Source organism: Helicobacter sp. 11-8110 (assembly GCF_003288905.1).
Lineage (GTDB): Bacteria > Campylobacterota > Campylobacteria > Campylobacterales > Helicobacteraceae > Helicobacter_D > Helicobacter_D colisuis.
Genome location: NZ_NHYL01000005.1, coordinates 82,134 through 105,956 on the forward strand (window position 1 = coordinate 82,134; position 23,823 = coordinate 105,956).

General features: G+C 34.3%; 27 protein-coding genes. 15 read left to right on the plus strand and 12 right to left on the minus strand.

Annotation, left to right across the window (positions count from 1 at the left end; genetic code table 11):
* Positions 1–44: 44 nt before the first annotated feature.
* The 6 genes from bioD to CCY98_RS05955 form a co-directional block, all read right to left on the minus strand.
* Complete coding sequence (gene bioD / locus CCY98_RS05930; RefSeq protein ID WP_112057650.1) at positions 45–653, minus strand: dethiobiotin synthase; 609 nt, start codon at positions 651–653, stop codon at positions 45–47.
* On the minus strand, positions 653–2,014 hold the full coding sequence (locus tag CCY98_RS05935) for an L-serine ammonia-lyase (protein ID WP_112057651.1): 1,362 nt from the start codon (positions 2,012–2,014) through the stop codon (positions 653–655). Before CCY98_RS05935 ends, bioD begins: the two co-directional genes overlap by 1 nt.
* A gap of 5 nt (positions 2,015–2,019) precedes the next feature.
* On the minus strand, positions 2,020–3,249 hold the full coding sequence (locus tag CCY98_RS05940; protein WP_112057689.1) for an aromatic amino acid transport family protein: 1,230 nt from the start codon (positions 3,247–3,249) through the stop codon (positions 2,020–2,022).
* Positions 3,250–3,328: 79 nt separating this feature from the next.
* A complete protein-coding gene (locus CCY98_RS05945) occupies positions 3,329–3,709 on the minus strand; it encodes a hypothetical protein (RefSeq protein WP_112057652.1) in 381 nt (126 codons plus the stop codon).
* Positions 3,706–4,512: a type II secretion system protein gene (locus CCY98_RS05950; RefSeq protein WP_112057653.1), complete on the minus strand. Its 807-nt coding sequence runs from the start codon at positions 4,510–4,512 to the stop codon at positions 3,706–3,708. The genes CCY98_RS05945 and CCY98_RS05950 overlap by 4 nt, the downstream gene beginning before the upstream one ends.
* Positions 4,509–4,736, minus strand: coding sequence for a type II secretion system protein (locus CCY98_RS05955; RefSeq protein WP_112057654.1), 228 nt, complete (start codon positions 4,734–4,736; stop codon positions 4,509–4,511). Before CCY98_RS05955 ends, CCY98_RS05950 begins: the two co-directional genes overlap by 4 nt.
* 97 nt (positions 4,737–4,833) lie before the next feature.
* Here CCY98_RS05955 and CCY98_RS05960 point away from each other — a divergent pair, with 97 nt between their 5' ends.
* From CCY98_RS05960 to bcp, 14 genes are all read left to right on the plus strand, one after another.
* On the plus strand, positions 4,834–5,898 hold the full coding sequence (locus CCY98_RS05960) for a hypothetical protein (protein WP_112057655.1): 1,065 nt from the start codon (positions 4,834–4,836) through the stop codon (positions 5,896–5,898).
* The gene (locus tag CCY98_RS05965) at positions 5,895–6,434 is read left to right on the plus strand and encodes a hypothetical protein (protein WP_112057656.1); all 540 of its coding nucleotides are present in this window, start codon (positions 5,895–5,897) and stop codon (positions 6,432–6,434) included. The genes CCY98_RS05960 and CCY98_RS05965 overlap by 4 nt, the downstream gene beginning before the upstream one ends.
* On the plus strand, positions 6,431–6,691 hold the full coding sequence (locus CCY98_RS05970) for a hypothetical protein (RefSeq protein WP_258439352.1): 261 nt from the start codon (positions 6,431–6,433) through the stop codon (positions 6,689–6,691). Before CCY98_RS05965 ends, CCY98_RS05970 begins: the two co-directional genes overlap by 4 nt.
* Positions 6,661–8,175 carry a pilus (MSHA type) biogenesis protein MshL gene (gene mshL / locus CCY98_RS05975; protein WP_258439354.1) on the plus strand — a complete coding sequence of 505 codons (1,515 nt, stop codon included), beginning with the start codon at positions 6,661–6,663 and terminating at the stop codon, positions 8,173–8,175. The genes CCY98_RS05970 and mshL overlap by 31 nt, the downstream gene beginning before the upstream one ends.
* A complete protein-coding gene (locus CCY98_RS05980) occupies positions 8,176–8,835 on the plus strand; it encodes an SH3 domain-containing protein (protein ID WP_112057659.1) in 660 nt (219 codons plus the stop codon).
* A complete protein-coding gene (locus CCY98_RS05985) occupies positions 8,832–10,340 on the plus strand; it encodes a GspE/PulE family protein (protein WP_112057660.1) in 1,509 nt (502 codons plus the stop codon). Before CCY98_RS05980 ends, CCY98_RS05985 begins: the two co-directional genes overlap by 4 nt.
* The gene (locus CCY98_RS05990; protein ID WP_112057661.1) at positions 10,340–11,536 is read left to right on the plus strand and encodes a type II secretion system F family protein; all 1,197 of its coding nucleotides are present in this window, start codon (positions 10,340–10,342) and stop codon (positions 11,534–11,536) included. Before CCY98_RS05985 ends, CCY98_RS05990 begins: the two co-directional genes overlap by 1 nt.
* A gap of 73 nt (positions 11,537–11,609) precedes the next feature.
* A complete protein-coding gene (locus CCY98_RS05995; RefSeq protein WP_112057662.1) occupies positions 11,610–12,338 on the plus strand; it encodes a thiol peroxidase in 729 nt (242 codons plus the stop codon).
* Positions 12,328–13,455, plus strand: a complete 1,128-nt coding sequence (locus CCY98_RS06000; RefSeq protein ID WP_258439359.1) for an ABC transporter permease — start codon at positions 12,328–12,330, stop codon at positions 13,453–13,455. Before CCY98_RS05995 ends, CCY98_RS06000 begins: the two co-directional genes overlap by 11 nt.
* Positions 13,456–14,202, plus strand: a complete 747-nt coding sequence (locus CCY98_RS06005) for an ATP-binding cassette domain-containing protein (protein WP_112057663.1) — start codon at positions 13,456–13,458, stop codon at positions 14,200–14,202.
* 9 nt (positions 14,203–14,211) lie between these two features.
* Positions 14,212–15,009 carry an MlaD family protein gene (locus CCY98_RS06010; RefSeq protein ID WP_112057664.1) on the plus strand — a complete coding sequence of 266 codons (798 nt, stop codon included), beginning with the start codon at positions 14,212–14,214 and terminating at the stop codon, positions 15,007–15,009.
* Positions 15,010–15,018: 9 nt separating this feature from the next.
* Positions 15,019–15,570, plus strand: coding sequence for an ABC-type transport auxiliary lipoprotein family protein (locus CCY98_RS06015; protein WP_112057665.1), 552 nt, complete (start codon positions 15,019–15,021; stop codon positions 15,568–15,570).
* A gap of 12 nt (positions 15,571–15,582) precedes the next feature.
* Positions 15,583–15,918, plus strand: coding sequence for a dihydroneopterin aldolase (locus CCY98_RS06020; protein ID WP_112057666.1), 336 nt, complete (start codon positions 15,583–15,585; stop codon positions 15,916–15,918).
* A 25-nt stretch (positions 15,919–15,943) separates the two neighbouring features.
* Positions 15,944–16,423: a thioredoxin-dependent thiol peroxidase gene (gene bcp, locus CCY98_RS06025; RefSeq protein ID WP_112057667.1), complete on the plus strand. Its 480-nt coding sequence runs from the start codon at positions 15,944–15,946 to the stop codon at positions 16,421–16,423.
* On the opposite strand, the gene CCY98_RS06030 is transcribed toward bcp, so the two are convergent.
* Genes CCY98_RS06030 through CCY98_RS06050 form a run of 5 tightly spaced genes read right to left on the minus strand, consistent with a single transcriptional unit; the run spans position 16,412 to position 21,394 of the window.
* Positions 16,412–16,651 (minus strand): DUF2443 domain-containing protein, encoded by a 240-nt coding sequence (locus CCY98_RS06030; RefSeq protein ID WP_006656210.1) that lies wholly within the window; start codon positions 16,649–16,651, stop codon positions 16,412–16,414. The genes bcp and CCY98_RS06030 overlap by 12 nt on opposite strands.
* Positions 16,652–16,710: 59 nt before the next feature.
* Positions 16,711–17,700: a tRNA lysidine(34) synthetase TilS gene (gene tilS, locus CCY98_RS06035; RefSeq protein ID WP_112057668.1), complete on the minus strand. Its 990-nt coding sequence runs from the start codon at positions 17,698–17,700 to the stop codon at positions 16,711–16,713.
* Complete coding sequence (gene rimO / locus CCY98_RS06040; RefSeq protein WP_112057669.1) at positions 17,687–19,018, minus strand: 30S ribosomal protein S12 methylthiotransferase RimO; 1,332 nt, start codon at positions 19,016–19,018, stop codon at positions 17,687–17,689. The genes tilS and rimO overlap by 14 nt, the downstream gene beginning before the upstream one ends.
* 1 nt (position 19,019) lies before the next feature.
* Positions 19,020–19,595, minus strand: coding sequence for a Holliday junction branch migration protein RuvA (gene ruvA / locus CCY98_RS06045; protein WP_112057670.1), 576 nt, complete (start codon positions 19,593–19,595; stop codon positions 19,020–19,022).
* An 8-nt stretch (positions 19,596–19,603) separates the two neighbouring features.
* On the minus strand, positions 19,604–21,394 hold the full coding sequence (locus tag CCY98_RS06050; protein WP_112057671.1) for a FapA family protein: 1,791 nt from the start codon (positions 21,392–21,394) through the stop codon (positions 19,604–19,606).
* Positions 21,395–21,477: 83 nt separating this feature from the next.
* Between CCY98_RS06050 and murJ the strand changes: the two genes are divergently transcribed.
* The gene (gene murJ / locus CCY98_RS06055; RefSeq protein WP_112057672.1) at positions 21,478–22,887 is read left to right on the plus strand and encodes a murein biosynthesis integral membrane protein MurJ; all 1,410 of its coding nucleotides are present in this window, start codon (positions 21,478–21,480) and stop codon (positions 22,885–22,887) included.
* Positions 22,888–22,890: 3 nt separating this feature from the next.
* Here murJ and CCY98_RS06060 read toward each other — a convergent pair whose 3' ends face one another.
* Positions 22,891–23,808: a radical SAM protein gene (locus CCY98_RS06060; RefSeq protein WP_112057673.1), complete on the minus strand. Its 918-nt coding sequence runs from the start codon at positions 23,806–23,808 to the stop codon at positions 22,891–22,893.
* Between the last annotated feature and the right edge of the window lie 15 nt (positions 23,809–23,823).

The window sequence follows — 23,823 nt, forward strand, 5'->3', positions numbered from 1 at the left end:
TTAAATAATTTTTCTATAATTTTAGCGTTTTATCTCTTAAAATATTACTTTAAGTTTAGGATTCCATTTTTTTTGAGCGAATCTTTGAGGTTTTGGGCTTTGGTTTGGAAATCATTGGTGTAGGTGGGAAAATGAGCGATTTTAATTGAGCTATAATTTTGAATAAAGCTGTCCATTTGGGGATTTTGTTCTCCAGAGATAATAAGTCCTAGAATTTCAATATTTCTTTGCCTTAAGGCGTCAATGCTAAGTAAAATGTGATTGATTCCGCCTAGATAATAGCTTCCTACTAAAAGTGTTGAAAAACGATATTTTTGGAGAAAATCAATCATACACACACAAGAATCCAAAGGTGTAAAAAGCCCACCAGCACTTTCAATCAAAAGGTGATTAGAAAGAGGTAAGGGGATTTCTAACCCATTGTATTGTATGTTTTCTTTTTGCATTGCAATATGTGGGCTTGCAGGGGTTTGAAGGAGAATGCCTTGTGGGTGGATTTTGGTGTGAGGGCTTAGAGCTTGAATCTTTTGGCTATCTGTTGGGATTCCAGCTTGGACTAATTTAAAATATTCAAACCCAAAAGCATAGCACAGCGCTGCACTTACAGAAGTTTTACCTACATCAGTGTGGCTACCACAAATAAAAAGTTGCATTAGCACACGCTTTTACTAAGTGTTTTGGCAAGTCCGCCAAGAGCGGTTTCTTTGTATTTTGCATTCATATCTTTGCCAGTTTGATACATGGTTGCAATCACATTATCTAAGCTAACTACAGGATGGCTTTTGCGTGTCATTGCCATTCGTGCAGCACTAATAGCTTTAATCGCACCAAAGGCATTGCGCTCAATGCAAGGAATTTGCACAAGCCCAAAAGCAGGATCGCAAGTTAGCCCTAAATGATGTTCCATAGCAATTTCAGCAGCATTACAAGCTTGTTGTATGTTGCCACCTAGAATCGTAGTCATTGCAGCAGCTGCCATAGAGCTAGCTGAACCAATTTCTGCTTGACAACCCGCTTCAGCACCGCTAATACTTGCATTTTTCTTATAAAGTGAGCCAATCATCATCGCAGAGAGTAAAAAATCCACAGCCAAGGTATCACTAAAGCCAACGCTATGATTTTTAAGATAGAGCATCACACTGGGGATAACCGCACAAGCCCCATTTGTTGGAGCAGTTACTACTCTGCCTCCCCCTGCATTTTCTTCAGCAATAGCAATGGCATAAAGGCTAATGTAGTCTAAAATCCCAAAAGGATCTGTGGTGGGACAAATTCGCTCATAAAGCCCCTTTGCGCGTCTGTGTAAATGTAAAGGACCTGGTAAAATCAAGCTTTTTGGGTGGCAACCTTGATAAAATGATTCTTGCATTACTTCCCATATTTCCATGCAATATTCTCTAATTTCTTCTTTGGTGTGGAATTGTTTTTCATAAAGCATAGAAATTTCAGCAAGATTTTTTCTGCGCTTATTGGCTTCTTGAATGAGTTCTTTGGCATTATTGATTTGAAGTTTTAGTTGTGTTGTTTTAGTTGTGTTGCGATTTTGTATTTGTTCTTGGGTTTTAATGAAGCCTCCGCCTATGGAATAATACCTTTCTTTAAAGAGAATCTTTCCTTTTTCATCAAGGGCAGAAAACTCCATTGCATTTTCATGCAAAGGTAGAAACTCATTGCAAAAGTGAATATTTTTTTCATAGACAAAAGAAATTTTTCTCTCTCCGCCTAATTTGAGTGTTTTGTTTTCCATAACTTCTTTGAGAATCTCTTCTTGCAAAGAAGGATTTATGGCTTTTGGATTAAGTCCGCTTAACCCCCAAATCAGAGCTTTATCGCTTAAATGTCCCCTGCCTGTTAAGCTTAGAGAGCCAAAAAGTGTGGCATTAACTTGAGTAGTTTCTTGAAAAAGTTTTTTTTCCTTTAGGGTTTTGCAAAAAGCATTGGCGGCTAAGATAGGTCCAAGTGTGTGTGAAGATGAAGGACCTATGCCGATTTTAAAAATACTTAAATTACTCATTTATTTTAAAAAAGGGTATAAACAACACTAGAGATTGTCAAAATACCTGTAATAGTTACAAAAAGATCCAAGGCAGGATTCTTGTATTTTTTGAGTTTGCTTACACTCCAAATAGCAATCATTGGCATCATAAATAAAATCATCGCAATAATAGGACCGCCTAAGCTCTCAATAAAATTTAGAATACTAGGATTAAGATAAGCAACAGCGATGATAGTAACATACATAAAGAGTGTGCTAAAGATTTTGATTGCTTTAAGGTTTGGATTCTCATTGCCAGACATTTTGATGGCTTTGCGTAAAATACCATTTAAGCCTTCATAAGCACCAAAATAATGACCAAAAAATGAAGTTACAATGGCTAAAAAAGCTACAACTGGCGCACCATAAGCAATAAAAGGCACATCAAGTTTATTGGCAAAATAGGAAAGAATGGGAATGTTAGCATCTCTTGCGGCTTGAAAATCAGTCGCATCTAAACATAAAATACAAGAAAAAACAAAAAACATTACAAAAATCAAGAGCATTGCAGAAGTTCTAAAAAGAATTTGATTGGCTTTTTGTTCGGAATTTTCTCCATATTCTCTACGCACACTTAGGGTGAAAGTGGAGATGGCTGGGGAATGATTAAAAGAGAAAACAAGCACAGGAAGTGTTAGCCAAACAATCTCAATAAAATCTTTTAGGCTTGGAGTAGTTTGAATAATCTCTAATTTCCAATGCGGAATTAAATAAAAAGAAAAGGCAAAAAGCACGAGACAAAGTGGATAAACTAAGAAATTACAAGCTTTGGTTATGGTCTTTTCTTTAAGTAGCATAATTACCATCATAGCACTTGCTAAAATAATAGCCAAAATCAACCTTACAGAGGGGTAAAGTTGCATAGTCTGAGAATCATAAAGATTTGTGAGTTGTAATTGATTGACAAAGAAACTAGCAAAAGTATTGGTAATCCCAACACCATAAGCAAGACAAATAGGGTAAATGGCAAAGAAATACAAAATTGTAATCAAAAAGCTTGTATTTCTTCCCCAATATTCTTCAGCAGCGTGAGTAATGTCGTGATCAACGCTACTTGTTTCATTGACAAAGCGACTTAAAGCGCGGTGTGAAAGCCATACCATAGGAAAAATAAGCAATGTCATTACTACAACAGGCCAAAACCCACCCATTCCTGCGCGTATAGGTAAAAATAAGATTCCTGCTCCAACAGCTGTCCCAAAAAGAGAGAGCATCCACCTTGTATCAAATTCTGTCCATTTCACAAGGAATTCCTTAAGATTTTAATTTAATTTTTCAATCAAGCCAACTTTATTAAAAAGTATCTAAATATAAAATAAAATCTTTCCGTAATGAGCAAGGCTGTATAGAAAAGAGACACTGACCAAAAACATCTACAAAATAAATGGAGTTTTTTTCTAGTTTAGAGTCAAACTTTTTGATAATAGCTTGATAATGAAATTTTTCATGAATCGTCATTGAAAATTCTGTGAAATCTGAAATTATAAGGCTTTTATCTTGAATCTTACTTTTAATAATTTCTTTAAAAGAAATGAAGTGTAGTGCTAGATGCTTTGTTTGTGTGTGTTGGGTTTGTAGGTCTTCTTGTAAGGTTTCTTGCTTGAGTGAAAGCCACAGAATCATCGCACCTAAAATAATAAAAATAATAAGTGGAAGCAATACAAAAGCTCTCATAATGTCTCTTTTATAATAAAGTCTTCTAAGCAGAGTTTTTGGTTGTCTGCGTCTTTGGTGCAGAGTTTTAAAAGGATTCCAAAATTATTTGTGGAGATGAAAAAGGAATCAAGATTTTCAAAGATAATATGGGTTTTGTCTTTGGTTTGTAGGGAAATTTTGTCTTCAAACTCTAAAATATAGGGTGTCTGTAAAAAATAAACTTTGGGCAATAAAGTGAGATTGGGTGTAGTAGATTCTAAGAATTTTGGGATAGTGGTTTGCAGAAAATTGGCGTTTAGGTTTAGAATTTCTGCGGTGTATTTTTGCGAATAAAAATCCTCTGGGAAAACAAAATTTTCTGTCACAAAAAGGGCGTGTAGCTTGTTGTGATAAATTTTGCAGTTTTGATTTAAAAGATGGATAAAATCAGCCTTGATAGCTAGGAGTTCTAAATTTAAAGTAGAATGAATTTGCAAGGTTTTGGGGTTAAAGATTCCGTGCAAACAAGGCAAACTATAATCCCCAATCAAAAATGATTCTTGTATTTTGGGGTAGAAAATTAAGCTTTTATTTTTGAGATTAAGGGGATTTTGAGTTATTGATTCGTTAGGGATTATTTTGAGGCTTGGTTGGATTGAATCTTGTAGGATTTTTTTGATTTGCAAAAGAGCATTAAGGCTTTGGAGTTTGGTTTCTAATTTATATTGGGAGAGGGTATGGAGTTCATAGATTTTTAGGATAGAAGGAGCGCTTAGCATTGCGATGATTCCTAAGATTCCAAGAGCGATAGTGATTTCAATTAAACTAAAGGCTTTTTTCATTTTGTGGCATTAACTTCATAAAAATAAAGCGATTCGGGGATATTGGATTGAAAAAGACACAAAATACTATCATTGTTACAAAAAGTTACTTTTTGAAGTTCTAGAGTCTGCTTTTGGATTTGGATATTTTTTAATGAAGTGCTCTGGAGTAAGGCGATTATAAGAACGCTTATAACAGAAATAAAAAGAATAATCTCTAATAAGCTAAAGGCTTTTTTTGACATCTGTATCCTTGAAAAATAAAAAGTTAAAAAATTTTTTAATTGTCTTTAAGTATTATTGATAAAATAAATAAAAAAATCAATAAAAAGCGAAAAAGCAATGCGGTTTTTTTCAAATCAGGCAATGGTTTTTTATCCCCTTTTTCTTAAGGAATATGACAAAGAAAATATTCACGACTTTTTAGAAGACAAGATTTGCAAAATCTTAAATCTAAGAAGAGATTGTGAATATTTTTTACACTATTTTTATGATAAAGACTGCTTTTATTGTTTGCTTATTAATAAGGAAATTTTATTACAAGGAATCAAAGATTTTAGAGAGTTTTTAACTCATCCTGCTTTTTTGGCTTATAGATTAGTTAATCAAGAGCAACAATTTATTTTAATGCTCCATTTTTGCGAGAAATTAGAAATCACTCTAGTGGGATATTTTAAGGGGCAAATTACTTTTTTACAAAGCTTTAATGAATTGCAAGATTCTTTGGAAAAATCTCAAGAAATTTTTCATAATTATCCAAACGCAAATTTTTATTTTTGGGACACGCAGGGGCAAACTCAAGAAGAATCTTTGGGGAATTTGATAAAGTGGGAGGTTTTAAATCCAAAACTTGAAGATTTAACTTTAGAAGAATCGTGGAATTTTAACCCCTTAGAAAAACCCATTCCATTTTGGAAGCAAAAGATGGGAATAACTTTGCTTAGTGGTGCTACTGGAGTGATTTGTGGGCTCTTATATCCTTTGTTTTTAAGTCTTTTGATATTTCTTGAAAATAAGAATCATGAGAATTTAAAAGCACAAATTGAAAATCAAAATAAAGCACTACAAACCCAAATGCAAAATTACACAATGTTGCAAAAAGAGAGTGTGGCTTTGCAAGAAAAATATGAAACCTTAAAGCAATCTTTTAAAGATAATGAGCAGTTTTTGCAAAAATTTTTACACACTAATCCTAGAATCACACAATTTTTTGACAAAATTAATCCGCTCTTAGAGTTACAAAAAATCAAAATCGCTTATTTTAATTCCAAGCAAGATGTTTTTGAAATTTTATTTGTAGGTGCTAATGTTATAGAGTTTTTGGAGTTATTAGAACAGAATCATCTTGCACATTTGGAGAGTTTAGAGGAAATTGAGGGATTTTATTTTGTAAGGATTAAGGTGTGAGAGCAATTCTCCAAAAGATAGAGGAATTTTTGTCAAAAAGAACTTTACGCGAGAGAATCTTGGTGGTAATTTTTTTGTTCATAAGCTGCTTTGGGGTGGTGTTTGCGATGAGTTTTGCAAAGATTCAAGAATCCTTTAATCAAGCAAAAGCTAAAACTTTTGCAATGGAGGAAGAATTAGCAAAATTACAAGAAAAGCAGGGGATTCCTATTTTGGATAATGTGAAGCTAAAACAAGAGATTAAAGAGCTAGAGTCATTGATTAAAGAGCAGAATCAAAAAAAAGAAAGACTGCAAGGAAAATTTCAAAACTTCTTTGTTTTAAAGAAATTAGGAAGTGAGTTAGAATCTTTTTTTATTGCAAGAGAAGTGGATAAATTTTTAGTTAGCGGAAGTGGAGACTTTGAGAGCATTTTTTTATTTTTAAGAGAGGCTGAAGCATTACAGACTTTTTTAACAGAGAGTTTTTTGGTTTATCCTAATCAACAGAGATTGGATTTTTTTATGACATTAAAAACCCTTCAAGATGAAAAATGATGAAGCAAGTTTTAGTGGTATTTTGTTTGGGTATGTTTGCTTGGTGTTATGATCCATTTTTTTATGAAGAATTGGATTTAAGGATTTTTGGAATTATGCCTAGCAAGGTTAATTTAAATGGCAAATGGCTGGGGCTTGGAGAGGAATTTGAAGGGTTTGTGGTAAGTGAAATTGGCAAAAAATGTGTGGTGTTAAAAAGCAAAATAAGAAAGGATTTGAGAGAAGTTTGTCTAGCCAAAGAGAGGAAGTTTTTGTGAATTTGTTGAAGCTTATTTTTTGTTTTTGGGGGATGAGTTTTGGGTTTTTGCAGGCTTGTGAGAATCGAGTGTTTGATTTGGAATTGCAAGATTTCGGAGTTAAGATTTATGAAGTTTTAGGAGAGTTTGCAAATGAATGTTCTTTTAGTGTGGTATTAGATGATGAAGCAGCAAAGAGCCATTTAGATAGAGAATTAACAATGGTTAATTTTAAGGGTAAAGATTTGAATTTTGTATTTGATTTGCTTTTTGATCAGGCAGATTTGCATTATATTTATAAGAATGATGTTTTGCTACTTAAAAGCATAGAGACTAAAATTTATAAAATCAATTATGTTAGCACTAATCGAGTAGGCATTAGCAACACTTCAGTATCTATTAATCACGAGGATAGTTCTAGGTATTCTAGCTATGGCAGTGCTACTGATGATTCACAAGCGACAAGTAAATCAGGGATTAATATTACTAGTGAAGATGGATTTAACTTTTGGGAAACTATTGAGGGAGAGATATTAGGGATTTTGGGACAAAAAGAAAATGATTCTAGGGTTGTGCTTAATAAGGGAGCAGGGCTTATTAGTGTGCGAGGAAGCAAAAAGGAATTAGAGAGAGTGGGGGCTTATATTCAGAGTTTGCACCAAAGATTGCAAAAACAAGTCTTAATTGATGTGCATATTTTGAGTATCACTCACAATAACACTAATACCACAGGCATTAATTGGGATGATCTTTATAATCTACAAAATTTAATAATTCCACCATTTGGAGAGGGGGCGAGTTTTGGTGGGAATGGAGAAGTTGGGAATGCGAGTGGGATAAATATTGTGGGACAAAAGGGCGTGAATAATTTGCATTATGGAATCAATATTTTTTCACAAGGTTTAAGCCTTACGCGGATTATTGAATTTTTAGAATCTTATGGTAAGGTGGAATCAATTTCTAATCCAAAAGTTTTAACGCTTAATAATCAACCCGCTATGATTAGCGTAGGAGATATTTTGCGCTATCAAAAAAATACCATTTATCAAAATACGAATGCCCAAACAACGCTTACTAATACAGACAATGAATATCCAAGTCTTTTTGCTGGGGTTTTATTGGATATTACTCCACTCATTTTTGGGGAGGAAATTATGTTAAAAATCAATCCTTCCATTACCAAAACTAAAGAGAATCGCACTGAGATTCCTAATACTGCCTTTGAAACCCCACCAAATTTGATGACTAATCAACTCTCATCAATTGTGAGTGTGAAAAACAATCAAAAAGTGATTTTGGGCGGATTGATTTCTAAAAATTTTGCCACTAAGGAAAATAAAATACCTATTTTGGGGAGTATTCCATTGATTAAGCCACTTTTTTCTTATTCTCAAGAGATAGAAAATACAGAGGAAATTATTTTTATCATTGAGCCAAAAATTATCCAAGCACAAGAAAATGTTAGTCTAGAAACACTTGGATATAGGCTTATTAAGGAGGAATAAATGTTGAAATTTGCCTTGCTTTGTATGGTGGTGGGAGGAGTTTTGATCTTTTTTGCTAAAGATATTAATCCTTATTTAGAATCAAAATCTATCTCAAAGCCTTGTTTTTATGTCCAAGCTAGTGAGCTAAACCTAAGAGAGAAGCCAACGATTGAAGCAGATATTCAAGGGAGGTTGGAATATAATGCAAAGATTTGTGAATACTCTAAGATAGAAAATGGATTTTTGAGAGTTTCTGGTGGTTGGGTGTTTGCAGAATATTTGTCTTTGAATCCTGCAGTTCCTAAAAAGTCTATTTTGCCACCACAAAAAGAAACTATAGTAAAAATATCTCAAGAAACATTGCCCCAAGCCAAATTACCACAAGAAAAAAGCAAAAAAATTATCCTTGCAAGTCGCCCCAAGGATTCAAAAGAGGATTGGTTAGATCAAGCAGAAGCACTTTTAGCTAAAGAAAATTATCAGGCAGCAAAAACTCTTGCACTAAAAGCAAATCAAGAGAATCCGCAGAATCTAGGAAGTTGGGAAGTTTTTGCAAAGGGATTGTATTTGGAGGGCAAAAAAACAGAAGCCATAGAAGTTTTAGAGTATGTTTTGCAAACTTATTATGATGAAAAATTAGTTTTATTATTGACACAAATGCAAGGTAATAAGATTTGAAAAAAATTTTTGAAAGTGATTTGGATTCCCTTTCTTTAGAAGAAGAGGATTTACTTTTTGAAAAGTTGGCAAAAGAGCTTGGCTTGGAGCTATTTAAGCTTGGTGCCATTAAAAAAGAGGTGGCATTTCTCTTAAGCTTAGATCAAATGAGATATTTTGAAGCCATTATTATAAAAAAAGAAGAAAAAACTCTGCTAATTGCCTTAAAAAATCCTTTTGAGAAGTCTTATCAAGAAACTTTGAAAATGATTTTTTCTAACTTTTCTATCGCGTTTGGTTTAATTAAAAATAGGGATTTTAAAGTGGCAATTTCTTGGCTTGAACGAGAGGAATTATTACAGAAACTTTTAGAGAGGATTCCAAATGAAATTACTAAAGATTCTAAAGAGGAAAATTCTAGTATTTTGGAGTTTTTAAAGCTTATTTTGCAAGAAGCTGTTTGTAAAGGCGCAAGTGATGTGCATTTTGAGAGAGACTTTGAGACTATGAGGATTCGCCTTAGAATTGATGGAGTTTTGGTGGAATATTTGAGCTTGGAATCTTGGCTTTTAAATCCGTTAAGTTCGTGCATTAAGTTACTTTCTCATCTTAATATCACAGAGACTAGAATCCCACAAGATGGTAGATTTTCTCTAAGCATAGAGCTAAGAAACCAAATCATAAAAGACTTTGATTTTCGTGTTTCCACACTTCCTTTGATTGAAGGAGAATCCATAGTGCTTCGAATTTTAGATAAGCAAAAAACACTTATGCCTTTAGAGACTTTGGGGTTTTCATCTGATGAGCTAGAAAAAATCACTAATCTTTTTAATTTACCCTATGGTTTAGTTTTTATTACAGGACCAACAGGAAGTGGAAAAAGCACAACAATGTATGGAATCTTAAATATCTTAAAAGAGAGGAATCTTAAAATCATCACACTTGAAGATCCAGTGGAGTATCGGCTAAAGCATATTTCTCAAGTGGCAATAGGAGCTAAGATTAATTTTGCATCGATTTTAAGAAATGTTCTAAGGCAGGATCCTGATGTTATTATTTTGGGTGAAGTGCGAGACAAAGAGACATTGCAAATTGCGATTCAAGCGGCATTTACAGGACATTTAGTTTTTGCGACACTACACACTAATGATTCGCTAGATACGATTGTGCGCTTATTGGATATGGGATTAGAATCTTATTTTATTTCCCAAGCTTTAAGCGGAATCATTGCCCAAAGATTGTTAAGGAAGCTTTGTAGGCATTGTCGAGAATCTCAAGATGGAGTTTTTATTTCAAAAGGTTGTGAAATGTGTAATTACACGGGCTATAGTGGGCGTGAAGTGGTTGCAGAGATTTTGTGTATGGATAAAGATTTAGAAGATTTTATCGCCCAAAAAATCACCAAAACAGAAATTTTAGAAAAAATCCTTGCCAATGATGAAAGCTTTACCCTAGAAAAAAGAGCGCTTAATAAAGCCAAAAATGGTATTACAGATCTTAAAGAAGTGTATAAGGTGATTAAATAATGCCTTCTTTTGTGGTTAAATACAAAAAGAATGGCAAGATTTATGAGCAAAAATTTAGCACCCCTAATAAAAAAGCACTTGAAGAAACCCTGCAAAAGAAGAAAGTTTTAGTTTTGGCGATAGATTATAAAGAGAGTTGGCTGGATTATTTTTTCTTGCAAAAGCCAAAGACAAAAGAAATTTCTAGCGCATTTCATCAGCTAAAATTTGGGTTAAAGGCTAATTTGCCACTTAAAGAAATATTAGAAAATATCCAAAAATATACTAGAAATAATTATCTGAAAATGCAGTTTTTAAAGGTTTCTAATTCGCTTCATCAAGGTAGGGAGTTGGCTGCTTGTTTTAGGGAAGCTGGTTTTTCAGATTTTATTTGCGCGATGATTGGGATAGGGCAAAAAAGTGGGAGATTAGCAGAATCAGTAGAGTTTATTTTGCTGGATTTGCAAAATAGACAAAAAAACCATAAGCTTTTAAGAAAGATTCTGTTTTATCCGCTTTTTGTGGTTTGTGTTATGGTTTTAGTTTTTTTAGGTATCACACTTTTTGTGCTGCCACAATTTGAAAGTTTATTTGCTAGTCTTGATTCATCTCTGCCTTTGGCTAGTCAAAGCTTACTTTTTATGAGAGTTTTGGTTTTAAATTATGGGGTTTTGATTCTAGGAGTGATGATTTTAGGATTATGGCTTTTGAGAAAACTTTATTACATAAACAACAAATTTCAAGCAAAAATATCAAAATGGCTTTTAAAGATACCTTTTTTGGGGAGAGTGTTATATTTTTATCAAACTTCGCAGTTTTTATTGTGTTTTTATTGGCTCTATAAAAGCAATTTAGAGTTGAAAATAGTTTTGGAGATTGCAACAAAATCATTAAGTAATACTTATCTTAAAGAAAGATTGCAAGAGATTTATCCTAGCCTTATGCGTGGAGCTTTGATTGCAGATAGCTTTGAGGGCAGTGGAGTTTGGGATTTGTTAAGTGTGCAATTATTGCATAGCGCTAAGGATCAAGCGGGATTTTTAGAAGCTTTGGAGGTAATTTTGGCGCTGCATCAAGAAGAGCTGCAGAATAAAAGTGAGAGTTTGTTGGCAATGATGGAGCCTTTGATGGTTTTTGTGCTTGGGATTCTTGTGTTGTGGTTAGCGCTTGGTATCTTTTTGCCACTTTGGGAGTTGCCAATGCAAATTAAGGGGTAATTAAATTACTTTTTTAGTGGCTTTTTTGAGTTTTCTTTGTATAATGATTAACAAAAAAACATAAGGAATGTTAATGAAAAAGATTATTGCAATTTTGGCTTGTGGTTTGACTTTTGCAAGTGCTGCTTTAGAAGAGAATTTCAAAAAAAGCATTAAAGCTATGGCAGATGTTGAGGTGGAAGTGGAGTTTAAAAAAGAGCTTGTTAGCTTTCCTTCAATGTATTTTGTAATTGGTAAAACAAAAGGTGGTGATATTTTTCCTGTGATTGTGAGTAAAGAGGGTGAATATTTTATTGGATTAAGCAATGTTTTAAAGCTTAGCAATGTAGATACTCAAATGATGCAAGAAGCTTTAAATCAAGCACAAAAAGAGAAAGAAGCTAGAGATTCTAAGGTTTTAAAGGAGCTTTTTAGCAGTTTTAAAGAGAGTGATTTCTTGTATTTACAAGGAGAAGGTAAGAATCTCCCTACTAAGATTGTGGTCTCAGATCCAGATTGCCCTTATTGTAGAGAGCATTTAAAAAGCATTAATCAAGAGCTAAAGAAAGCTAATATTAAAATGATTTTTGCTCCAATCCACGAAAAAGAAGCCTTTGTCAAATCTCAACTTATTATGAATGAAGCAGCTAAGTTAAAAAAAGATGACACAAAAGGGAAGGTGGCGCTTTTAAATAAATACTTCAAAGACATAACCTTGAGTGATAAGGAATTAAAGACAGATTTTTCACGAATCGCTCAAAATACAAAAAAGATTTTTGAAAGTGGAGTGATTAAAGGCGTTCCTTTTATTTATGAAGAGTAAAATGACACCAACATTAGAAATTACAAAGAGTGATATTTACGTCCTAAAATTAGGCGGTTTTTGGGATTATAAAATCCCAAAAACATTGCTTTTAAGACTTGATTCTATAAAATTAACAAATGTTAAGATTAAGATTGAATTAGCAGAAAATTTTGATTTAGACTTTTGTGGTGGAGAGATTTTGGAGCGTTGGATTCTATCCTTAGAATCAAAAAATATTGTTTTAGAAAATGCTTTGAAAAATCACTCCAAAAGTCAGCAAATTTTTCAAATTCTTGCAACTAGAAAAAATCCCCCAAAACAAGATGTGGTGAAAGATTTTATCAAGCTACATTGGGATAGTTTGCAAATATTAAAGGGTTTTTTTAAAGATTCCATTAGAGTGATTGGATTTTTTGGAGAGATTCTTTATGCTTGGTTTGCAAGCTTTTTAAAGCCCAAAAATATTCGCTTAAAAGCAACTTTGTATTGCATTCAAGAATCATTAATAAAAGCGATTGGAATCGTAGCGTTGGCTTGTTTTTTAATTGGGGTTGTGATTGCCTATCAAGGTTCGATTCAGCTAAAGCAGTTTGGCGCAAGTCTTTTAATTGTTGAAATGAGCTCTATGCTAACTTTGCGAGAAATGGCACCCATTATTACAGCAATTATTATTGCAGGGCGGAGTGCATCAGCTTTTAGCGCAGAGATTGGAATGATGAAAGCAACTCAAGAAATCGATGCAATGCGCGTTATGGGATTTGATCCAATTACCTTTTTAGTTTTGCCTCGTATGTTGGCGCTTTGTTTAGTTTTGCCTTTGGTGGTTTTTATTGCTGATTTATTTGGGCTTTTGGGGGCTATGTTGGTGTGTCAATTGCAGCTTGGAATTGGCACTGAGCAGTTTGTGGAGCGATTTTTGCAAATGGTGGATATGCGGCATTTTTGGGTGGGGATTGCTAAAGCGCCATTTTTTGGTTTAATTATTTCTTTTATTGGTTGTTTTCACGGATTTATTGTGGCTAAGGATACGCGTAGCATTGGAGTGCATACGACTAAAAGTGTTGTAGAATCGATCTTTTTAGTGATTGCCTTTGATGCGATTTGTTCGGTGATTTTTACAGAGATGGGCTGGTAAATGGGGGGTTTGCAAAAAGAAAGCTTAATAGAAGTTAAAAACCTCTACACAGGCTATGGCAAAAACATTATCCACGATGGCGTGAGCTTTGAGGTGTATTCTCGTGATATTTTCGCACTTTTGGGGGGTAGCGGAAGTGGGAAAAGCACTCTTTTAAATACGATGATTTTTCTTAAAAAGCCCATTGGTGGGGAAGTTAGGATTTTGGGTAAAGAAATTTGGGGATTGGATGCTAAAGAAACTTTGGCAATGAAATTAAACTTTGGAGTGTTGTTTCAATTTGGGGCGTTATTTAGCTCTCTTAATGTGCTTGATAATCTTACCTTGCCTTTGTGCGAATACACAAAATTTGACAAACAAGACAGAGAGAATTTGGCATATTTTTGGCTAACAAGAGTGGGGTTAAATCCTGAAGTTGCTAAGCTTTATCCCAGTGAATTAAGTGGAGGAATGGTGAAGCGCGTTGGTTTGGCTAGAGCCCTAAGTCTTAGCCCAAAGATTCTTTTTTTAGATGAACCAACAAGTGGGCTAGATCCTAGGAGTGCAAGACATTTTGATGCACTCATTAAAGAACTTAGAGATTTGCTTGGGATTAGCATTGTGATGGTAACGCACGATATGGAAAGTGTGAAGGGAGTTGTGGATAGAATGGTAGTCTTAAAGGACAAAAAAGTCTTTTTTCAAGGTAGCCTAGAAGAGCTAAGAGCGCAAACAGATTCATTAGATTTATTTTTGCATCAAATATAAGGAAAGAGAATGGAAACACGATTAAATTATGTATTGCTTGGAGTATTTTTTATCGCGGTTCTGTTGGCTTTAGCCGGATTTATTTTTTGGATGGGCAAATATGATAGGAATTTAAGCCAATATAATGAGTATTATATTTATAACAAAGAGCTTCCTAATGGTATTAGAGTAGAAACCCCTGTGAAATATTTGGGTTTGCCTGTTGGGTTTGTTAGGCATTATCAATTAAGTGGAAATGAAGTGGAAATTGTGGTGTGGGTTCAAAAAGAGATTGTATTAAATGAAGGTAGCAAAGTAGCAGTGCAATCACAAGGCTTAACAGGTGGTAATTTTTTAACTCTAATTCAAGGAAAGGGTGAGCCTTTTAAACAATCGCAAAAGGCAATTTTGGGGTTTAAAGAAAATTGGATTGAACAGGTGAGTTCTAAGGCTGAAAATGTAATGGCGCAATTAGAAACTAGTTTGGAGCGATTTAATCGATTGCTTAATGATAAGAATCTTGGAAATATTGAAGCAGGTTTGCAAAACTTTGCTGATGTTTCTGATGAACTTTACTGGGTGTTAAAAGATGCTAAGGCAGAGATTAAACACATTGGAGAAATAAGGGCGCGATTAAATGAGGGTTTAAAGCGTGGAGATTATAATTTAAGATTAATTCTAACACCTTTGTTGTTTGATTTGGAGCAGAATTCCAAGGCTTTGCAAAAAGTCTTGCAGGGGGGCAGTGATACTTTGGAAGATTTTAGAGATTCGCCAAGGAGTTTTTTGTTTGATGTAACTAAACAGAAACTTGGACCTCGTGAGTAAAGGAATGCAATGAAAATGAAAATAAAAAATATCATTTTGGGAATGATTTTGGTGGGGATTTTGAGTGGTTGTGTGGGCAAGGAGGTTTTGCCTGTGAGTTATTATCAATTAGAAATTCCTTATAAAAAGACAGAGTGCAAGAGTGTTCAGACTTATAATTGGTTAGGTGTTGAGGTTGCAGAGAAAATCAATACTAAAAAAATTGCTTACAAAGAGGCTTCTAATGAAGTCGCCTATTTTGCAAAGAATCAATGGATAGAATCTCTACCCAATATGCTTGATTCTTTGATGTTAAAGGCAGCTTATCAAAGTTGTATTGATTTAGTAGAAAGTAGAAATCCCTTAAGAGATTCTCTAAAGCTGTATGTGTTAGATTTTTCTTATGATGAGAGTTCTAATCGTGTATTTTTTGAAGCAAAACTCCAAAAGAGCGCAAAAGATTCAAAGACTTTGTGGATTTATCGCGATGAAGTAGTGCCAGAGGGCGATTTTAAAGAGATTATCAAAACAATGAATGCGGTGATTTTAGATGGATATTTTGAAGCTTTTTCCCAAATATAGGGTGAAATTTATATGGAATATGTAATTTTTTTAGAAGATTGGATTTTGGAGGTTGTGATTGGGATTTTGCCCTTTGAGAGAGAAAAGAAGCAAAAAATTAAGCTAGAAGGGGAGTTTTGCTATTTTAAGAATCAAGGGGAGACTTTTTTGGATTATCGTGAGTTAAGGAAGTTTTTTAAAGAAGCTTTTTTGAATGAATTTGGGCTATTAGAAGAAGCTTTAGAGTATTTTTCTAAAGAGATTCCAAAACGATTTTCACAGATTCAAAGCTATAAAATCACCATCACTAAATTAGAGATTTTTGAAGATTGTAAGGTGGCGATGCAAATTAGTCATAAAATTTGCTAGAATCATAAAAAAATAAAGGAATAGCATGGAATTATCAATTAATGCTCAAGCACCTAATTTTAGTCTGCCCAATCAAGATGATACTGAAATTTCTTTGCAGGATTTTAGTGGAAGTTGGGTAGTTTTGTATTTTTATCCTAAGGATAAGACACCAGGTTGCACCAAAGAAGCTTGTGATTTTCGTGATAACTTATTAGAATTAAATGGTTTAAGTGCGGTTGTTTTAGGAGTTAGTCCTGATAGTGTCAAATCTCATCAAAGTTTTATAGAAAAAGAAAAATTGAATTTTACATTACTAAGTGATTCTAATAAGAATGTATTAAAAGCCTATGGTGCTTGGGGTCTAAAAAAGCTTTATGGTAAAGAATATGAAGGTGTCATACGATCAACTTTTATTATTAATCCGCAAGGAAAAATTGCATTTATGTGGAAAAATGTCAAGGTAAAAGGGCATATTGAAGCAATCAAAGAGAAATTAAAAGAATTGCAAAACTTACCAAGTTAGCACTTCTTTTTTGATTTTATTGAGACTATCAATAGCTTCTTTGAGCTTAGAAACTTCTTCGTCAATTTGTTGGAGATTCCACATATCAAGCGAGGGTGGCATATCTTGAGAGCCACGCTTTATCATCACATAATCTACAAAAGAAATCTTAGCTAATCTTAGGAGAAATTCTATTTCAGCTTGCGCTTCCTCGATTTTTTTTAGCAGAGAATCAATTCGTTCAAACATTGTTGCCTTTCTTCTTTGGTTGATAATTGTATTTTAGCATTTTTTGGTTTATAGAAATTTTAGAATAAGGTAAAATCAATCAATCCCTTTTTTGCTAAAAAGAAGCGAAATTTCTTTGGGATTTTGTTTTTGCGGAAAGTTTCTTTTTGGGATTTGGTTAGCTTATAGTGTGTGTAGGGAAAAATACAGATTTGATTTTGGGATTTTTCTAGAGCGATTTTGCCACCTAAAACGATAGAAAATTCTTGCTTGGTTAAGTGGGTTTGGCATTGCTGTTTTTGGGTTTTACTTAAGCAGTAACCTAGTTTTTTGGAGGCTTTGTCAATATAATAGAGACTAAGAGCGCTGTGTTTAAAAACAAAAAATCCCCCTAAATCTTCTAAATTTATCTTGGAATGCTCTTTTGCTAGGAGTTCTAGGCTAAATTGAATCCCAGTTTGGAAATTTTGAATGAGAGGATTGGCAAAATATTTTCTAAAATAATTTCGCTTATAAGTGGTATCTGCATTGCTAGAATCTTCAAAATAAAAGATTTTATGGGTTTGCAAATACATTTGAAGCGTGATTCTTGGTAGAAAAATCATAGGGCGGAGAATGTAGCAGGTTTTTTGATTTTGTTTCCAAAAGAGGCTTTTGGGGGGTATTTGCATATTTTCTATACTAGTTCCTTTGCAAAATTGCATTAAAAACCATTCTAAATTATCATTGAGTTGGTGGGCTAAAATAAGATTTTGATAGGAATTTTGAGAGACTAAAGAGGTAAAAAAATCATAACGAATCGCCCTTGCATTTGCTTCAAAGTTTTTGTTAATTTTGGGAGCTTTAAGCGTGTAGCATTGTTTGTTATCCCAAAAGCAGAGTGTTTTTGCCCTTGAGATTTCTAGGTGTGATTGCTGTCTTATTCCATAATCCACTATTGCCACATCAAAGGTAATTCCATAGCTTTTTAGCAAAAAATAAAGCGCTGTTGAATCTAATCCTCCCGAAAAAGCAAGGAGATTCTTTGCATCTTTTAATTCTTCTAAAAATTCTAATTTAGGCTTTTCCAATCACGCAACCTAAAATGTCTTCCCCTGCAATTTCAGTGATTTTTACTTTGTAATAACCGCTTGTGATTTCCTCATCAATGGTTTTGTCGTTGATTAAAATCTCCCCATCAATTTCAGGAGCAAATCTTAACTCTCGTCCTGCGTAGAAAAACTCGTGTTCTTTGGATTTGCCCTCAATAAGCGCTGTGATTTCTGCACCTTTTAGTTTTTTTAGATTTTGTTGGTATTGTTGTGTGAATATTTTGTTGATTTTCTTTAGCCTTGAATGGATTGTTTTACTAGGGATTTGCTCCATTGTAGCGCTTTTAGTTCCTTCCTCTTTGGAGTAGGCAAAGAAATTAATGCGATCAAAATAAAAATTTTCTACTAATTGACAAAGCTCATCAAATTCTTCTTCTCCTTCACCGGGATGTCCTAGAATAAAGCTAGTTCTAACAAAGCTATTGGGTGCTTTCCGCATCATTTCTAAAAGCTCCATAAACTCTCCACTTCTGCCCATAGTTTTAAGCACTTTTTGGGAAGCGTGTTGCAGTGGCATATCAAAGTAATTATGAAAAATTGGCGAATCAATAATTTTTTGAATAAGCTTCTTAGAGGTGGTGGAAGGGTAGAGATAAAGGATTCTAGCGCTTTTAATATTTACTCCCTCTTTGGCTAGATCTTCAATGCCACTAATAAGCTCTACAAGTCCATCTTTAATCCCTAAATCACGCAAATAAGAGCTAGAATCTTGAGAGATAAAAGTAAAATCACTATAGCCTTCAGAGGCAAGGTTGCGCACTTCTTTTAGAGTGGATTGAAGTGTGCGCGAATGCAATTTGCCCTTAAAGCTTGGAATAGCACAAAAGCTGCATTTTTGATTACAGCCCTCTGAGAGCTTGATGTAAGCGTGTATTTTTGATCCGCTAATGATTCGCTTATTGGTCTCATTGGCTAAAAAGACTCCCTTTGCATTAGAGAGGATTCTCTCCCCCTTTTTGCGTTCTTCTATCATTTTGTCAATTTTGTCATAATCTCCCACGCCGGTGATAATATCAAGTTCAGGAATCTCCTCTTTTAGTTCTTTGGCATAGCGTTCGCTAAGGCAACCACTAGCTACTAGAATCGCCCCTTGTTTTTTTGTTTCTAGGGCTTCTAGTAGCGTTTGAATGCTTTCTTTTTTTGCTGCTTCAATAAATCCGCAAGTATTGACAATAATCACATCGGCTTCATTGATTTCTTGTGTGTTTTCATAATCACTAAGTTTGCCTAGCATCACCTCGCTATCAACGAGATTTTTAGTGCAACCTAGTGAAATAAGATGAAGTTTTTTTTGCATTTTATAAACCTTGTATTTTTTTGAGTGCGGCTTTAACCATTTGCCCCACCTCATTTTTTTCTAAACCTTTAATGGCTTTTTGAATAATATCATTTTTATAACCTAGCGATTCAAGGGCTAGAATAACTTGATTATAATCTGAATCTTTGTGATTTGTCTCATTTTGGCTTAGCTCTAGCGACCAGCCAGAGAGTTCTACTAGGATTCTCCCTGCACTTTTTGGACCAATTCCAGGCACTCTTTGCATGGATTTAATGTCATTGTTTTCTACTACTTTAGCAAAAGTTTGTGGTGTATAGGTGGAGAGAATTGCCATAGCAACTTTGGGTCCTACGCCATTAATTTTAATGAGCGTATCAAAGAGTTTTTTTTCACTAGATTCTAAAAAGCCAAAGAGATTTTGTGCATCTTCGCGAATAATGTGTGTGGTAAGTAGCGTAATAGAATCGCCTTTGTTTTGAGTGATTTGGTTACTTGTTTGCAGAGAGATAAAAACTTCATAGACAACTCCAGCGCAACTAATAGCTATCTTGGTGGGCTCTTTGGAGAAAATTTTTCCTTCTAGGGCAATAATCATTTTGTCTCCTATAAAACTAAATGGATTTTATCATTTTTAAAAATAACTCTTGAGGGCTCTCCAGCTTTTGGGATTAGCATAAATTCATTTTTGGGAGAATAGAAAACATAATGGATTTCATTGTATCCCACCCAACCACTTTGCACAATAATAGTGCCTTCTTTGGTTGCTAAATCAAGCTTATTTAAAGCATTGTAAGCCTGTTTGGAGAGTTCGCTTAGGGTGTTGATTTCTGCTTTTTTTTCTTTAAGTGCGATCACTCGTGCGTGGTATTCTTGGAATTTAGCAAGTAAGTAGCTTGGTGGATTTGTGTTAGTATTTTTGTAATGGATTAGAATCTTTCGCATTTCATTGGCGGTATTTTTGATTTTTTGCAGCTCTAGGCTTTCAACTTTTAATTCTTTGGTAAGCAAAATGGCTTCTTTAATTGAAGAATCTTTTTGGTCTAAAAGCTTTTGGTATAGCGCTTTGTTCTCTAGGCTATAATTGGCAGCAATGTAGAATCGGTTTTCACCCTTTTGCATAAGAGAAACTTCAATTTTTTTGGTGGCGTATAAAAAGGCATTTGAATGCAGGGTTTGGATAATGATTTCTTCTGCATAAATTTTGCCTCCATACATTTGTTCCACTTCTACCCTTTGGGCTTCAATGATTCCAGTCTCTAGGGTTTTTATTTTGGCGGTTTTGGCTTGGAGATAGCCCTTGTGGTTTTTGATAGTGGCTGTTGTGGCATAGATTTTTGAATCTTGATGTGTAAAACCACCAATAAAAACTTCATTTGCGTTAATTTGTGCATTAGCCCCGACATTGCCTTGGATATTGATTTTAGAGGCTTGGACTTTCATTCCTTGTCCAAGCGCTTCTTTGAGTGAATCAGTTTCGGTAATATTAATCTCTGTCCCACTTTCAATCTTGCCAATAAGTGAGCCGGTTGTTTTGAGATTGACTTCCTTAGTCTCTAGGCTATTTTCTATATAAAGATAATCATCTTCGTATTTTAAAATCCCGCCAATTGCAGCAAGATAGCGAATCTCTAGAGGAGTTTCTTTGAGTTTAATGCTGTTGGGGTCAAATTTAAGTGTGCAGGGCTGATCAAGTGTTTTTGGATTTTCAGGGACTATATATTCACCGCGGATATTTCTACCAGGTTTGCCCTTGGTAGCTTTATGAAAAATGCAGATGATTTCATCGGCTATAAGCGTTTGGAAATTTTGAGTTACTTCTTTTTTGAATTCAAGTGAGCTCTCATTTGGCGGAATGTAGCCAAAGCTTTGAGAGAGTAGGTAATTGACTTCTTTTTTGAGCGGATATTTTAAGATGCTTAAAAAATCTTTTAAAGCTTGTTTTTCTTCTTCTTCTTTAATAAATAAAATACGATTCCATGCTTTGAATTTCTTGATTTGGAGATAGAGATTTTCAAATTCTTGTGCGTTAAACACAAATCCTTCTCGGAATGTTATAAAAGCTTTTGAGAAAAACTTATCAGTAATCATATGGAATCGTGTTTCTTTTTTTTCTTTTTTGAACACAAGAATAGAATAGCGTTGAGAGATGAGAAGGTTGGGTTCTAAGAGATTATTGTAATGGTTAAAAAAAGTATTGGCTTCGCTTTCTTTTAGCGATTGGGGAGAGTAATCATAGGTTTTTTTGACATAGGTTGTGATTCCGCGTAATTCAAAATCAAGCGTATCTAAATTGCAACTTGATTGTGAAGCAATTTGCCTAAAAGCAAATTTAATATCCTCACATTCATTGATATAATAGGGTCTAAATGAGTTTTGCAAATCTTTTTTTAACATATTCTAAAAGCTTTTTATGTAAAAATATTGCCTTATTTTATCAAAAACCCTATAAGAAAAAGATTACATAAAGAGAATGACAAATGTTTTTAAGGGCTTTTTTAACTAATAGTAGCGGAATCTTGGCTTCAAGAATCTTAGGATTTATTCGCGATTTGATGACAGCTAGCATTTTGGGAGCTGGGATTTATAGCGATATTTTTTTTGTGGCTTTTAAATTGCCTAATCTTTTTAGGCGAATTTTTGGGGAAGGAGCGTTTAATCAAGCTTTTTTACCTAGCTTTTTTCAAGCGCGATTCCGCGGTGGATTTGCCTTAAAGATTCTTGCAGTTTTTTGCGGAATCTTGTTTGTTTTATCAATGTTAGTTTGGAGCTTTCAAAAAGAAGTTACTAAGGTTTTGGCTTATGGGTTTAGCGATGAGAATATCACACTTGCAGCGCCCCTAGTGGCGATTAATTTTTGGTATTTACTTTTGGTTTTTGTGGTAACTTTTTTGGGAGCAATGCTACAATATAAGCGAAATTTTACCGCGTGGGCGTATTCTCCGGCACTTTTAAATTTGGCAATGATTGTGGCTTTGTTTTTAGCGCGAAATAGTCCTGCTTATGAGGCGGTTTTGTGGCTTAGTTACGGAGTTTTAGCTGGTGGAGTGGCACAGATTTTATTGCATTTTTATCCGATGTGGAGATTGAAGTTTTTTAGGCTTTTGTGCGTTGGTTTTAAGGAATTAGAGAGCAAAAAAGAAGCGGTAAATGCAAGTGTGAAATCTTTTTATAAACAATTTTTTCCTGCAATGATTGGGAGTTCTAGCGCACAACTAGCTTCCTTTATTGATACGCTTTTGGCATCTTTTTTGACAAGTGGGGCGATTTCGTATTTGTATTATGCAAACAGAATCTTTCAGCTTCCCTTAGCTATTTTTGCGATTGCAACTTCCACGGCGCTTTTTCCCTTGGTTGCTAAATATCTCAAAGAAAAGCAAGAGCTAAAAGCCCTAAAGGAGCTTTCTCGCTCTTTTTGGCTTTTGTGTTTTTTGCTTGGGGCTTGTGTGATTGGTGGGGTTTTGTTACAAAATGAAATTATTTGGCTTTTGTTTGAGAGGGGGCAGTTTGGGCGTGAGGATACGCTAGAGACAGCAGCAGTTTTTAGCGCTTATATGTTTGGGCTTTTACCTTTTGGGCTTTCTAGAATCTTTTCTTTATGGCTTTATTCGCAAAACAAACAAGCTCTGGCAGCAAAAATCACAGCATTTTCTTTGGGTGTTGGGACAATTTGTTCGCTTATGTTAATGCAGTTTTATGGCGCGGTTGGTTTGGCAATAGCAGGAAGTATTAGTGGTTTTTTTGTATTTTTTCTAACCTTGCATTATTTTGGTTGGGGGAGATTTTTTAGCATTTTAAATCACCCCAAATGGCTTTTGATTATTGTTGCTTTGTTAGCTTTGGAGATTGTTTTGATTATGTTTTTTAAACAATATATTTTTACGCTTTAGGTATTATTTGATAGCAAAAAATTCTATGCCATTAATACTTTTTAACAAAATAATCCCTTCTTGCTGTAATTCTAAAAGTCTTTGAATGCTTGTTTTACTCCACAGGCTTTGTATGTCTGCTTTGCTCATAGGGCGTAGGGCTAGGGTTTTTAGAATCTCTTCTTTTGAAAGTTCTAAATTGTCTTTTTTGGAGCTTGTGATTCTCTTGGGTAAAAACACAGGTATGCCATAGCTTTTAAAAATCATTTCAAAGTTTTCTAGTAATTCTTGTGAAATAGGATTAACTTTGTAAGCAGGTGGTCTATCAATGCTGCCTATATCTAGTCTTTTTAGTCGCATTGGTGCTAGGAATCTTGCCATTTTTTGCACTTCTTTTAAATCATCATTCACGCCTTTGACAAAAAGAATTTCTGCATAAAGTTCTCCGCTAAAGTCGGAGCTAAATTGGTAGATTCCTTGCAAGATTTGCTCTAGGGAAATATTTTTAATGGGTCTATCGATTTTTTTAAAGACTTCAGGAGAGATGGCATCAAGAGAGAATTTGACTTTATCAAATAGCAAACAAGCCTTAGAAACACTTAAATCCCAAAGTAAAGAGCCATTGGTTAATAATAGGGTTTGCGTGTCGCCTTTTATGTCTTCTAGTCGTAGCATTAATTCGTATAAATTAGGGTAGAGTGTGGGCTCTCCATTTGCAGTAATGGTTAGGGATTGGATATTTTTAAATTTATTTAGAGCTTCTTTTATGGCAGTTAGGATTGTATCAACTTCTAAGATATTTTGCATAGAATCTTGAGCTTTTTTGCCCTCTAGTTCGCAGTAGAGGCAGTCATAATTGCATTGTTTGGTTTGGGGCGAGAGATCTACACCTAGCGATTCTCCAAACCTTCTTGAAGTAATAGGTCCAAAAATGATATTCATAGCTTTTCCTAATGG